The sequence below is a fragment of the Pedobacter sp. AC402 genome (genome assembly GCF_979252805.1).
On sequence record NZ_CEEDAI010000009.1, the window covers coordinates 827,461 to 840,559 of the forward strand.

Here is a 13,099-nt window from a genome sequence, read left to right on the forward strand (position 1 = left end):
ATTAATATTTTTAATAACCTGGATTACGGTTAGCACCCGCCAATTGCGGATCTACCAATGTTTCGTTATATGGAATTGGAAAAAGATAAAGGTGTTTATCAGGCAGGCCCAGCACAGTTTGGGCACGGTCGGTTCTTACCAGGTTAAACCAGCGGTCGGCTTCGAAAGGGAACTCCACCTGGCGTTCTTTTTCCAAGGCCAGCAAAATATCACTTAATGTTGCAGCAGTGGTGGCTCCAAGTCCTGCACGGCTCCTTACCAGGTTTAAATCGCTTTGTGCACTGTTTGCACCAACTAAATTACCCTGTTGTGCCCTGGCTTCTGAACGGATAAAATACAACTCAGCCATGCGGATTATATAAGCCGGATCGGTACCCAATGGATTACGGTAATATAATTTGCCATACCATAAATTACCCGGAGGCGCGGTTTTAGCAATCAAAGTGCTGCGGTTGCCGCCAATGGTTGGGTTATTTAACAAAGCAACCAGGGCATCATTCGGCGACCACTCCCTACGGCCGCCCAAAACCGGTGGCAACCACCAGTTGCTATGGCCATTGGTATTGGATGTGGTATAAGCCAGCTCAAGCACCGACTCGGGAGTAGCCGCAGCATTATTGGCGAAAAAAGCACTATATGGGGCCACCAGGAAATAATTTTCATTATCGTTAATTACCGAAGTAGCAAATTGCTCGGCCAATGCCCAGTTTTTTTGATACAGGTAAAATCTCGCTTTAAGGGCTTGTACCGTGCGCAAGCTTACCCGGTTTCTGCTTACTGATGCGGGCACCAACGTTTCAGCAGCATTTAAATCTTTTAACACCTGTGCGTATGTATCAGCCAAGGTACTGCGTGGGATATCGCTGTTATCTGAAGGAATATTGGTAGGTTTTAAAACCAATTGCACACCGCCCCAACCTCGTGCAAGATCGAAATAGGCCAAAGCACGCACAAAGTAAGCTTCACCAAGGTATTGGTTTTTTAGCGTTGTGGTAAGCAGTGGATCATTAACTGCCGGAACCCTATCAAGTATAAGATTAGCCTGCAAAATGGTTTTATAAATGGCCGTCCATGCAGATTGAACATAACCGTTTGTAGCCGAAGTAAGGTGTTTGGTAATTTCGTTAGGATCTGACTGTGAACCCGACCATTGAATGTCGCCGGCAGATAAGTAAGAAAGTGCCGGGAAATTTGAACCATAATAACTGTTTGCAGCCAACAGATTAAATAAACCGTTTGCCGCTGTTGCTGCACTGCCGGCATTGATGATCGCCTGATCCTGATCTACCTGCGACTGGGGCTGTACCTCCAGAAACTTCTTGCAGGAAGTAAACAAGGATAAAATGGCGAATATGTAGATAACTTTTTTCATGATTGATTATTCGGTTTAAAAAGTAATGTTTGCACCTATCTGGAAAGTACGTGGTACGGGTGGCGTACCTAAATCGTAACCGAGCACGGTAGCCGATGAAGAAACGTTGATCTCCGGATCCGGGCCTTTATATTTCGTCCACAACCAAAGGTTTGAGCTACTGGCGTATATCCTAGCAGAATTCATCCTGGCTTTTTTAATAAATTCTTTCGGCAGGTTATAACCAAGGGTAACATTACTGAGGCGTAAGAAAGATCCATCTTCGATATTGCGGCTGGTTGGACTTAAAGTGTAATTCTGCCCATAAGCGGTTAACCTTGGCATATTTGTTATATCGCCCGGTTTCTGCCAGCGATCTAACTGGTAAACATCCATCGCCCTGTTGGCATCGCGGGTACCGCCACCTTCAAGAAAAAAATTGTTATTGTTATACACCTTATTGCCGTATACAAAATTGAAAAACACCGATAAATCGAAGCCTTTATAACTGAGGTTATTGGTTAAACCGCCATTAAATTTCGGCAGTGCATTCCCTACCGGAACAATATCATTGGCGTTGATTACGCCATTATGATCGGCATCTTCATAAACTGCATTGCCTGTTTGCGGATCAACATAAAGCTGGTTATACACATAAAAAGTATACATCGATAAACCCTGAACCATCCGTTCGGCGGCATAAGCGGCAACAACAGGTGTAGGTAATTTTTCTATTTTATTGATATTGCGCGAAATATTGAAATTGGTACTCCATTTAAATGCACCATCCAGATTAACACTGCTGATGTTCAGCTCCAAACCCTTATTGCTCATTTCACCGGCATTGGTGAGGATGGAAGAAAAACCTTTACTTGATGCCAATGGCAGGTTAAGCAACAGGTTACTGGTATATTTATCGTAAACGTCTCCGCTTAAAGTCAACCTATCTTTAAAGAAACTTAAATCAAAACCGATATTGGCCTGGCGGGTGCTTTCCCATTTCAGATCAGGGTTGGCAAGCTGTGAAGGTGTAGTACCTGGATTATTTAGATAGTTGGCACCAGCACCCCATAAACCACGCGAGGCAAAATCGTTGATCCCGTTCTGGTTTCCGGTTACACCAATACTTCCACGAAGTTTTAAGTCGGATATTACCGCAACATCCTTTAAGAAATTTTCTTGTTTAACGCGCCATGCCAAACCTGCTGAAGGGAAATATCCCCACTGGTGGTTTGCACCAAAACGCGAAGATCCATCGGCCCTTACACTGAAAACCGCATAATATTTCCCACCATAGTTATAGTTTATACGGGCAAAGAATGATGAAAGTGTATATTTTGATTCAGAAGCAGATGAAGTGGTGGTAGCAGCCGAAATAATCTGCTGGAATGAATCGTTTGGAAAATTGGTACCCTGGGCCAGAGTTTGGTTAGAAACCGATCCCTGCAATGAATTACCGATTAATGCCCCAAAAGTATGCTTACCGGTAACATGGTTATAATTTAAGGTCTGTTCATTTGTCCAGATGGTGTTATTGCTTATACTTGAAGTACCGAGGTTTTTATTTGCCAAACCCAGGTTGGTTAAACTGTTCCAGTACTGATATTCATTGTATTGATTATAATCAACACTCCAGCTCGTTTTAAATGTTAAATCTTTGGTAATGTTTACCTCTGCATACAAATTACTAATTAACCTGTTACTTGTGCTGTTCATGTTTGTGTTGTTCAGCAGCACATCCAGGTTATCAAAACCTGCCCATTTACCAGGTGTTCCATCGGCATTAAATTCAGGCAGATAGGTTGGGGTGTGCAGGGCCGATTGTAAGATACCTCCTTGCGGCCCATCGCCTACACGTGCATTGGTACGGTAAGTTTGTGTGAGGATGTTGCTGGTTCCTATTTTAACATAATCATTAATTTTCTGATCGAGGTTGAGCTTAAAACTTCCCCTTCTGAAATCGTTCGTTTTAAGGGTAGCTTCCTGTTTGTTTAGTCCGCCACCGATGTAATAGGTCGTTTTATCGTTTCCTCCTGAAACTGAAAGATCATAATTCTGCAACAGTCCGGTACGAAAAGCTTTGTTCAAACGATCGTAAGTATTTTGATCCTTTGGTAAACCACGTGGCGCCGGGGAGGCTGCAGGATTATCGGTTAATGCCCTGAAAGGCTGGACAACATAGGTTGTAGCAGGCGTAGTTCCATTTGCAGCAGCAGTTGCAATGGCATCTGCATTTGAATTGCGGTAAAATTCGTTAACCAGTTCTGCATGCTGTGGCCCCGTTACCAGATCCCACAGTTTAGGTGCTTTTGCCACACCAACATAAGCACTTAAACTTACTTTTGGTGCAGTATTGTATTTACCGCGTTTGGTGGTGATCAAAATTACCCCATTGGCTGCACGTGCACCGTAAATGGCAGTAGCATCAGCATCTTTTAGAACGGTTACGCTTTCAATATCATCAGGACTAATATCCGATAAAGGATTATTTGCCTGCCCTTGTGTGGTAATTTTTTGTAAAGATCCGCTGTTTACATACACACCATCAATTACATATAAAGGATCATTACTGGCATTAATTGAGGTGGTACCCCGGATCCGGATAAACATTCCATCTCCCGGAACCCCTGTAGATGTACTCACTTGCAAACCCGGAGCCTTGCCTTGTAACTGCCTAGGCAAATGTAGCGGTCGGCTTTGCCCTTACCTCATCAACCGCGATGGTAGAAACAGAACCGGTTAACGATTTTCTCGTCTGTGTGCCATAACCCACAACCACTACGTCATTTAACTGACTGTTAAGTTCTTTCAGTTTAATGGTTACCGGACTTGTACCCACTACAATTTCTTTGGTTTCATAACCTACGGAAGAAAGTATCAACGTATATGGCAATTTTTGACCGGTTACAAAAACAAATTTTCCATCTCCATCGGTAGAAACTACGTGTGTAACGCCTTTAATGCGTACAACAACGCCTGGCAGTGCTTGCTTGGTAAGGGAATCGATCACCGTTCCGGCCAATTTGGAATTGATTAGCGGCGGCGGCTCTACCTGTGCAAAAATTTTAAATGGGATGGCCAGCACTGTAAGGAGCAAAAAAAGGCTGACCAATAAGAATGGTTTTTTCTTATGGAGAAATATTTCCATATTTAACGGGTTTTATGTTAATGATTAAATTCATTGGATAAGACTGGAAATGGATATCAGTGCGTGATTGGCGTTACAGAACTGATATTCCATGAAAACCGGCGAGGCTTCCTTGCCGGTTTTTTTATATAAGGTTTTCAACACATATTTAAGGGATTGGGGGTCAGTTTAATGGAAAATAAGCATCAGACTATGGTTTTCAAGAGAAATCAAAAATCAACAACACCATATTTTGCCATAGATATAAATGTTTAAAACAACATCTTTATAAACTATATCAGGGATAGAAGACACTTTAGGGCTTATTGTTGCATTCATGATCAGCGCAAACATATTGATAAATATTTAATCTACAAAATCGGTAGACTAACTATTAATAATGTTACATGATCGCTTTTTCCTCTGGTGAAGCCTAATCTGTAACAACCGTTAGAAATACATTTACGTAATTTTTAAATTACAAATTTGTATTCTTTGTTTTAAAACACTAACTTAATTTATATGTCCACCGTTGCAGTGGATTAATTTTTAAACCAGTTACTAAAACGTTTTAAATAAACATACTAGTAGCTTTTTAGTGTAACGGCAGAAAAGATGAAACGGGAGATGGCCGGATATTATTTGAGCAATCAACTCAACCTAAATATAAAAAACCATTATGAAAAACAGATTAATCCTCATCCCGGGCATGCTGATCTTTCTTGCCTTCGCTTGTAAAAAGAAAGCATTGGAAGATGTTCAGCAGCTTTCTAAAAGCCCAGTTTCACTAAAAAATAATGCTTTACTGGCAGAACCACCCCTTACCTGGCAGGAACATTGGTTCGATCATGTACAAGTTTTACAGCGTTTCTATCACGATACGAGTATTGTGGTATACCATGATAATGAGGTGAGCAATACGGTTACCTGGCCTAATACTTACCTGGCGCAGGTTTGGAACTACACCAAAAACAAATATGGTTCTTTTGGTTCCGACTCACGTTTATGGGCAATATTCCATACCGGGAAATATAGTGGTGGGCATCCCAGCACCTATATGGATGCAAGCCACGATTATAGAAACGTAATTGACGTAGGCTCATCAAGTACAAGTGCATGGCTATCGGGCACAGGCAACGATCTAGACCTTACTACACATGAAGTTGGGCATATTGTTGAAGGCGCATCACGAAATGTGCTGAATTCGCCTGCATTTGGCATCTGGCACGATAGCAAATGGATGGAAATATACATTTATGATGTTTATAAAGGCCTCAACCGCCCCGCTGATGTTCAGCGTTGGTATAATCTTGTAGCCAATGGTGCCGAAAACTATCCACGCGCACAAACTTACTGGTTTAAAGATTGGTTCTTCCCAATTTACAGTCAGCAGGGCGATGCAAGTTCTTTAAACAAGTATTTTAGCTTATTGGCACAATACTTCCCAAAAGAAACTGTAAATAATGGCCAGTCCAATATTATGCGTTTCTCCAGATCAATGAATTATGGTGAATTTATCCATTTTTGGAGTGGTGCAACTGGTATTGACCTTAAGCCGCTTGCTTTAAGTGCTTTCGGCAGCCTGGATGAACAAGGCAATGATTGGACGGCTCAACTGAGCACAGCAAAAACTGCTTTCCCAAATGTAAGCTACCTTAAAGATATTACCAGCCAGGCTACCTTGAGCGTAAGTAACGAAAATTCGGGTGGCACATCAGCTGCAGAGGGCTCATCAAAACTTGCGGATAGTTATTATAATACCAAATTCTTTTTGGGCAGTTACCCAACATCTTTTTGGGCACAGTTTAGCTTCCCATCAAGTCAGGTTGTTAAAGGATACACCATTACCGCAGGCAATGATGCCCCTGATCGCGATCCGAAGGCTTGGAAACTGATGGGCTCCAATGATAATGTAAACTTTACGCAACTGGATATCCGCAGCAACCAAACTTTTGATCTTAGAAAACAGACTAAAAAAATAGTGATCATCAACACAACGGCCTATAAATATTATAAGCTTTTTATTACGTCTAACAATGGCAGTGTAGATCTTCAGTTTAGCGAATGGAGGTTATTGCAGTAAAATATTGATGATCGGAAATTTAAGAGTTGAGCAATTTCCGGTCATTGTTTCAATCGTCCTCTTCGAAGCTTTGTAGTTTGCTATAAATCAGCTTAATATACTAAAACCAGGCATTTTTTTCCAAAAATTTGATCCAGTTGCATGCATCAAATTTCTACATCTATTTTGCTGTAGCCACGTTTTTAAAATAGAAGGAGAATTTTGTTCAAATCGACAAGCAAGCGCTCTAAGTTATGGTTAAGGCATGCAGTATATTAAGATGCAAATAGGAATTATTTTCCGTCCTGTTTCAGAAAGATTTTATGTGTAAAGTATTTCGTCTATAAAATTATTCAGCTGTACACTACAATTATAATGTAGCGGTACAGTACTGATTATAAAAAGTTAAAAATCAATATTAAATGGGCAGATTGTAAAAATTATTGATCGAGACGTTCCAATCGGCATCTTTTTTGTTACATCCACCGCATGAAAACGAAAGATATAATCAGTGCGCTCTTAGGTATATTGATTATGGCCATAACGTATTGGCTGCTGTTTTACCAGCTCTCCCCTAAAGAGCACAAAGAGGTTAAAACATTTTCATCATTGCCAAAATCCAAAAGTTTAGAATAGTTATTTCAGTTATTTCTTCTGGATGTAATTGGCTTGATTCACTTCGGATAGCAGTGCTATTTTGCCCAAAAATTAGCATCAATCGCCAGAAAATTTTATACAAACTGGTTTAACACCAATACCCCAACAAGGCCCAAAATGGAAACCAGGCTTTCCATAACCGTCCATGTGGTAAAAGTTTCTTTAAGACTGATATTAAAATATTCTTTAAACATCCAGAAACCGGTATCATTTACGTGTGAAAACATCAAACTTCCGGCACCAACGGATAATACCATCAATTCTGGTGGTGCTCCGGGTCCGATTAACGGGAGTACCATACCCGATGCGGTTAATGCTGCAACCGTTGCCGAACCTAAAGTTACCCGTAACGAAGCAGTAATTAACCAGGCGAGCAGCAGTGGCGATAAATTTAAACCTCCTGTAAGTTGTTTAACGGTTTCGCCCATTCCACTATCAATTAAAATTTGCTTAAAAGCTCCACCCGCAGCAATAATCAGAATAATCATGGCAATGCTCTTAACGCCTTCCGCACAAGATTCCATAGCCTTGGCGATGCTGGTTTTTTGAACGGCCAAAGCAATGATAACCGAAATTAATAGTGCCGCGGTAGGATCTGCCAGAAATACAAACAGTGGTTTACCAATATAAGCGAACTTGATACTGCTTCCTATAGTTCCGGCAATGATTAGAAATACTGGTAATAAGGCTGTAACAAAACTTCTTGCGGCAGAAGGGAGATTTTCTTCTTCACTGATGTTAAAATCTTGAATATTGGCGGTTTGATCACGTTTAATAATCATTCTTGGAAAGTAAATTCCGGCAATAATTGCTATTGGTACACTTAATATTAACCCATAAATTAATGTTTTACCAATATCTGCATGAAAAATTCCTGCCAAAGCAACCGGTCCCGGATGAGGGGGTAAAAAGCCGTGAGTTACCGAAAGTGCGGTGGCCATTGGAATGCCAATATATAATTTAGAAAGACCAGTAGCAGCAGAAATCGCAAATACCAAAGGGATGAGCACTACAAAACCTGCATTGTAAAATAGTGGAATCCCAACTAAAAGGCCTGTTAACAATACGGCCCATTGGATGTTCTTTTTACCAAAAGCTCCAATGAGAATGAAAACAATCTTCTTCGCCGAGCCGCTATCCTCAATCAATTTACCCATCATGGCGCCGAGTGCCAATACCATAACCATACTCCCAAGTGTACTACCTATACCATTACTGATGGCACTCATTACCTTTGTGGCTGGCATACCCAATAACAAACCGGTAATAATGGCCACTGCAATTAATGCAATCATCGGGTTGATCTTTTTAAGAATCAGCACGAAAAGCAACAAAATTCCGAAGAGTAATATGAATAATGACATTTGGTTAGGGTTTAGGCAATGTACTTTGCCACAGGTGCACTTGATGGAACAGGTTATTTCATACCTGTACTTTTCTAATTAACTGTGGCTAATTTCTCATTCAATTTAGGTTTAATTTATTTCTTAATAATAATGGTTCTGCCCGTAACGAGATTAAACTCGTAAATCCGATACAAACCATCATCGCTGATTTCTATGGTTTCTACCAAACCTGTTTTGCTAAAGGTATCGGTTACCATATCGCCGATTTTTACATCTTGAAGAATATCGCTGGGTGTATCGCTATTTAATCTGATCATAAAAGTAAAAGTATCGATTATTAATAAAATCTCCACCAATTGTGTTGAGCAATGTTTTAAATTTAAAAGCAATCAGATTTTAATTTGCTTTGAAATCTCTTGGCTGGTTAAAATCATAAAAGGGTCTAACTTCGCACATGCGGCCAGAAAAACACATTATCCAGCATTAAATAACTGTTAGCCGGACTGTATGCACACCTAACTCTCCGTCCTTAAAATTTTTAAAGGCGGCTGATTAAGGATACTTCTTGTGCTCAGCACTCCTGTAATAACCACCAGTAATACAATCGAGCCAAATAACAATACAGTTGGCAGCAGTGGTGGTATAAATGCCGCATCGAAGGCAAATTTAGCCAAAGCCCAACTACCCCCAATGGCTAAAATTAATCCTGTAGCTGCAGCAAAAGCACCTAAAAATAAATATTCGATGGCATTTATGGCTAAAATCTGCTTTCTACTCGCTCCCATCGTACGCAATAAAATACTTTCTTTTATCCTTTGGTTTTTACTGGTAAGTACCGACGATATTAAAACAATCCATCCGGTAACCATGCTAAAACCGGCCATAAATTGAATTACAAAACCAATTTTACTTAACAACTCATCAAGCAGCTTTAAAACCAGATCTAAATCGATTACCGATACATTAGGAAATTTTTGCACCACTTCTCCCTGGAATCGGGCAGAAACTTCACCTGATGGTACCCTTGTCATCAATACATGAAACTGTGGTGCTTCTTCTAACACCCCGGCCGGAAAAACCACCCTAAAATTGGTTTGCATCCTGCTCCAGTTTACCTCACGCAAACTTCCTACAACCGTCGGAATCATCATGCCCTGCACATTAAAAAGTATTTTGTCGTTCAGTTCAACATTAATCGATTGTGCATAACGCTGATCCAGTGATATATAAACGGTTTCATTGGGTTTAATTTTTCCAATCCATTTACCTGAAGTGATTTTCTCAGCTGCCGTTAAAGTATCCTGATAAGTAGCCCTGATCTCGTTGCGATAAGCCCTCCTGTTATTGGTGTCGGCATTGGCTTTTTTTCCATTAATTTCTTCAATGCGCATCGTTATCACCGGAACCTGGTTCATCAATGGCAATTTAAAAGCTTTCGTTAAACTATCTAATCCTTCTTTTTGCGTATTCTGAATATCGAACATCACCATATTTGGCTGATTGGCACCCGATGAAAGTGTTACCCGGCTCATTAATATACCTTGCACGAAGAATAATGTACAGATAAATGCGGTTGATAAACCTATGGAAACGGTTAACATTAATGTTTGGTTATTGGGCCTGTAAAGATTGGCAAAGCCCTGTCGCCATAAGTAGCTCGATGAATTTGGCAACAGTTTGCGCACCATATACATCAATAATTTAGATAGTATGATCAATAGCAGAAAAGCAATGGCTATACTTAAGGTAAATGCCAGGGTTTGCACCCATGTTTTCATTTGCAAATGCGTAAAACCTGTAATAAAGGCGGCCATAAGCAGGTATACCAGCCAGGTTAAAGGGTCTCTTTTCCCCCCGTTTTTTCGAAAGATAACCTGATGGCGTTTAAAGGTGAGATACGCCTCACAGACAATAATGATGGAAGGGCAAAAAGAATTGAAATGATGAGGCCAAGCAAAATTCCTTGCGCAACAGCAAACCACGACACTTGCATGGTAATTTCTACTGGCAAAAAATCTTTTAAAACCAATGGAAGCAGAAACTGGATACCCGTACCTAAAATTGCGCCTAAAACCGAAGCAATTAAACCTATAAAAAAAACCTGAATGAGATAAATTATAAAAGCATGCCGTGATTTTAAGCCCAAACACCTTAAAGTAGCAATGGCACTCAATTTTTCCTGAATGTATACATGTATGGCACTGCCTACACCCACACAACCTAATAATAGAGCAATAAATCCAGATAGGGCCAGAAAACGGTTTACATCTTTAAAAGATCTTCCGGTTTGTTCCTTTCTCGATTCTACCGTGTCGGCATCAAAACCTTCTTTTTCCAGTTTTGCATCTTGTTTTTTAACCCATTCATCAATACCAGACGGATCGTTATATTTAAAGTAAAATTTATTGTTGATCCGGCTTCCGGTTTTGATCAGATTTGTTTTATCAAGCGTTTGCAGCGGAATGTAAACCGTTGGCGCAATACTCGAACCAATTCCTGTTTGGCCTGGAGCCTTTGTTAAGGTACCAAGTATATTAAAGTTTAAATCGCCGATTTTTACCGAATCGCCAACCTTGGCCTTAAACTGCAACATCAGTGTTTGATCTACCAGTGCATTTCTTCCCGATTGAAAGTTTTTTGCAGCAGCAAGCGGGATGGTTTCTATTATACCGTAATAGGGATAATTACCTTCAAGTGCTTTCATTTGTACCAAGCGGCTGCCCCCACCCTTCTGAAAGTAAATCATCGAGGCAAATGTTTTCTCCTGCGACCTTTCATCGCCAAGCGTATCGAGCATTTTTTGCATCGCTTTGCTTACACCTTTACGACTATCCAAAACCAGATCGGCACCGGTAAGCTCTTTTGCCTGCCCATCAATATCTTTTTGCAGGTTATCTTTAAATGAGTATACAGCCACAAGCGCCGCAATACCCAACACAATTGATGATATAAAAAGAAGTAAACGCGCACGGTTTTTCCGGCTATCGCGCCAGGCCATTTTAAACAGCCACGAAAGTTTAACGCTTTGCTTTGGAAGGGTATTAGGCATAAGTAGGATTTTCGTCTGAAATGATTACGCCACCTTTAATTTTAATGCTTCTTGCTGTTTTTGCTGCCAGTTCTAAATCGTGTGTTACAATTACCAATGTGGTTCCGGCATCTTTATTCAGGTCGAAAAGCAGTTTAATTACTTTCTCACTTGTTTCTGCATCTAAGTTCCCGGTAGGTTCATCAGCAAAAAGAATGGCAGGCTGATTGGAAAATGCACGGGCCAATGAAACCCTTTGTTGTTCTCCGCCAGATAATTGAACCGGATAATGGTGCGCCCGGTTAGCCAGCCCCACTTTATCAAGCAGATCTAAAGCATGCGCCCGGATATTTTTTGCGCCCCTTAATTCTAAAGGAACCATTACATTTTCGAGTGCAGTTAAGGTAGGCAAAAGCTGAAAATTTTGAAAGATGAAGCCTACATACTGGTTTCTAACCGCAGCACGCTCATCTTCATTTAATTTCTCCAACGCAATACCATTCAATTCAACGGTTCCATTGCTCGCACGGTCTAAACCTGCGCATAAACCCAGTAGAGTTGTTTTTCCGCTTCCGGAAGGTCCGGTAATGGCCACTGTTGAACCAGCAGCGATAGAAAAATTAATGTTATCCAGAACGGTAAGTTCTCGTCCGGCGCTTTGGTAAATTTTGCTTACATTTCGGATATTCAATATGCTTTCCAATAGCTGATATTTTTAGGGTTTGTGTATCTACATTTACCAAACATAACGGCTTGATGCCTGTTAAGATATTGGTTTAAACGAAAATTAGATTTAGATTTATTAGATATGTTACGAAAACGATTAATAGGCCTATTTGTTTTGTGTTTTGCGCTGCTAAGCTGTGGAAATCAACAAAGTAAAAGCAATACCAATAAAACTTTAGATTCGGCTGACCAAAAAGCAGCAACTGTAGCGCAGAAAAAGAAAAACATTCTTTTTTTTGGCACCAGTTTAACTGCAGGATACGGACTCGACCCTACGGAAGCTTACCCGGCATTGATTCAAAATAGAATCGACTCCTTAAAAATGCCCTATAAGGTAATTAATGGTGGTTTAAGTGGCGAAACATCTGCCGGTGGCAAAGGCAGAATCGATTGGTTGCTTAAACAACGCGTGGATATTTTTGTGCTCGAACTAGGAGCAAATGATGGCTTGCGGGGTTTACCGGTTGCGCAAACCATAAAAAACCTACAGGCAATTATTGATCGGGTTAAAGCTAAATATCCGGATGCTAAAATGGTGTTGGCTGGTATGCAGGTACCACCAAATATGGGCGCAAAATATGCATCCGACTTTAAAAACATCTTTCCTGATTTAGCCAAGAAGAATCAAATGGCTTTAATTCCATTTTTATTAGATAAGGTTGGCGGTATTCCTAAATTAAACCAGGCTGATGGTATTCACCCTACCGCTGAAGGAGATAAAATTCTTGCAGAAAATGTTTGGGTAGTGCTAAAGGATTTATTGTAAAACCCATCAATTTCAAATAAAAAGATTGCCGATAAT

General features: G+C 40.5%; 11 protein-coding genes. 3 read left to right on the top strand and 8 right to left on the bottom strand.

What is annotated here, in order from left to right; translation table 11 throughout:
• Positions 1-10: 10 nt before the first annotated feature.
• From AC0IWE_RS14530 to AC0IWE_RS14540, 3 genes are read right to left on the bottom strand one after another with little or no spacing between them, the layout of a single operon-like run.
• Entirely contained in the window at positions 11-1,372 is a 1,362-nt protein-coding gene (locus AC0IWE_RS14530) for a RagB/SusD family nutrient uptake outer membrane protein (RefSeq protein WP_471793611.1), read from the bottom strand.
• 15 nt (positions 1,373-1,387) lie between these two features.
• Positions 1,388-4,033, bottom strand: a complete 2,646-nt coding sequence (locus tag AC0IWE_RS14535; protein WP_471793612.1) for a SusC/RagA family TonB-linked outer membrane protein — start codon at positions 4,031-4,033, stop codon at positions 1,388-1,390.
• On the bottom strand, positions 4,026-4,499 hold the full coding sequence (locus AC0IWE_RS14540) for a carboxypeptidase-like regulatory domain-containing protein (protein ID WP_471793613.1): 474 nt from the start codon (positions 4,497-4,499) through the stop codon (positions 4,026-4,028). Before AC0IWE_RS14540 ends, AC0IWE_RS14535 begins: the two co-directional genes overlap by 8 nt.
• Before the next feature lie 658 nt (positions 4,500-5,157).
• Here AC0IWE_RS14540 and AC0IWE_RS14545 point away from each other — a divergent pair.
• The gene (locus AC0IWE_RS14545) at positions 5,158-6,561 is read left to right on the top strand and encodes a discoidin domain-containing protein (protein ID WP_471793614.1); all 1,404 of its coding nucleotides are present in this window, start codon (positions 5,158-5,160) and stop codon (positions 6,559-6,561) included.
• A 468-nt stretch (positions 6,562-7,029) separates the two neighbouring features.
• A complete protein-coding gene (locus AC0IWE_RS14550) occupies positions 7,030-7,176 on the top strand; it encodes a hypothetical protein (RefSeq protein ID WP_157255455.1) in 147 nt (48 codons plus the stop codon).
• Between the two features lie 95 nt (positions 7,177-7,271).
• On the opposite strand, the gene AC0IWE_RS14555 is transcribed toward AC0IWE_RS14550, so the two are convergent.
• The 5 genes from AC0IWE_RS14555 to AC0IWE_RS14575 all read right to left on the bottom strand — a co-directional run bounded on the left by AC0IWE_RS14555 (position 7,272) and on the right by AC0IWE_RS14575 (position 12,274).
• On the bottom strand, positions 7,272-8,561 hold the full coding sequence (locus AC0IWE_RS14555; RefSeq protein WP_471793615.1) for a gluconate:H+ symporter: 1,290 nt from the start codon (positions 8,559-8,561) through the stop codon (positions 7,272-7,274).
• 116 nt (positions 8,562-8,677) lie between these two features.
• A complete protein-coding gene (locus AC0IWE_RS14560) occupies positions 8,678-8,860 on the bottom strand; it encodes a hypothetical protein (protein WP_471793616.1) in 183 nt (60 codons plus the stop codon).
• Positions 8,861-9,058: 198 nt separating this feature from the next.
• Positions 9,059-10,357, bottom strand: a complete 1,299-nt coding sequence (locus AC0IWE_RS14565; RefSeq protein WP_471793617.1) for an ABC transporter permease — start codon at positions 10,355-10,357, stop codon at positions 9,059-9,061.
• Between the two features lie 20 nt (positions 10,358-10,377).
• Entirely contained in the window at positions 10,378-11,592 is a 1,215-nt protein-coding gene (locus AC0IWE_RS14570) for an ABC transporter permease (RefSeq protein ID WP_471793618.1), read from the bottom strand.
• On the bottom strand, positions 11,585-12,274 hold the full coding sequence (locus AC0IWE_RS14575) for an ABC transporter ATP-binding protein (protein ID WP_463492783.1): 690 nt from the start codon (positions 12,272-12,274) through the stop codon (positions 11,585-11,587). The genes AC0IWE_RS14570 and AC0IWE_RS14575 overlap by 8 nt, the downstream gene beginning before the upstream one ends.
• A gap of 105 nt (positions 12,275-12,379) precedes the next feature.
• Here AC0IWE_RS14575 and AC0IWE_RS14580 point away from each other — a divergent pair, with 105 nt between their 5' ends.
• The gene (locus AC0IWE_RS14580) at positions 12,380-13,063 is read left to right on the top strand and encodes an arylesterase (RefSeq protein WP_471793619.1); all 684 of its coding nucleotides are present in this window, start codon (positions 12,380-12,382) and stop codon (positions 13,061-13,063) included.
• Positions 13,064-13,099: the final 36 nt, after the last annotated feature.

Coding starts and splice junctions, on each gene's coding strand:
- AC0IWE_RS14530 (WP_471793611.1), bottom strand. CDS start 1,372: ATGAAAAAAGTTATCTACATATTCGCCATTTTATCCTTGTTTACTTCC.
- AC0IWE_RS14540 (WP_471793613.1), bottom strand. CDS start 4,499: ATGGAAATATTTCTCCATAAGAAAAAACCATTCTTATTGGTCAGCCTT.
- AC0IWE_RS14545 (WP_471793614.1), top strand. CDS start 5,158: ATGAAAAACAGATTAATCCTCATCCCGGGCATGCTGATCTTTCTTGCC.
- AC0IWE_RS14550 (WP_157255455.1), top strand. CDS start 7,030: ATGAAAACGAAAGATATAATCAGTGCGCTCTTAGGTATATTGATTATG.
- AC0IWE_RS14555 (WP_471793615.1), bottom strand. CDS start 8,561: ATGTCATTATTCATATTACTCTTCGGAATTTTGTTGCTTTTCGTGCTG.
- AC0IWE_RS14560 (WP_471793616.1), bottom strand. CDS start 8,860: ATGATCAGATTAAATAGCGATACACCCAGCGATATTCTTCAAGATGTA.
- AC0IWE_RS14565 (WP_471793617.1), bottom strand. CDS start 10,357: ATGGCCGCCTTTATTACAGGTTTTACGCATTTGCAAATGAAAACATGG.
- AC0IWE_RS14570 (WP_471793618.1), bottom strand. CDS start 11,592: ATGCCTAATACCCTTCCAAAGCAAAGCGTTAAACTTTCGTGGCTGTTT.
- AC0IWE_RS14580 (WP_471793619.1), top strand. CDS start 12,380: ATGTTACGAAAACGATTAATAGGCCTATTTGTTTTGTGTTTTGCGCTG.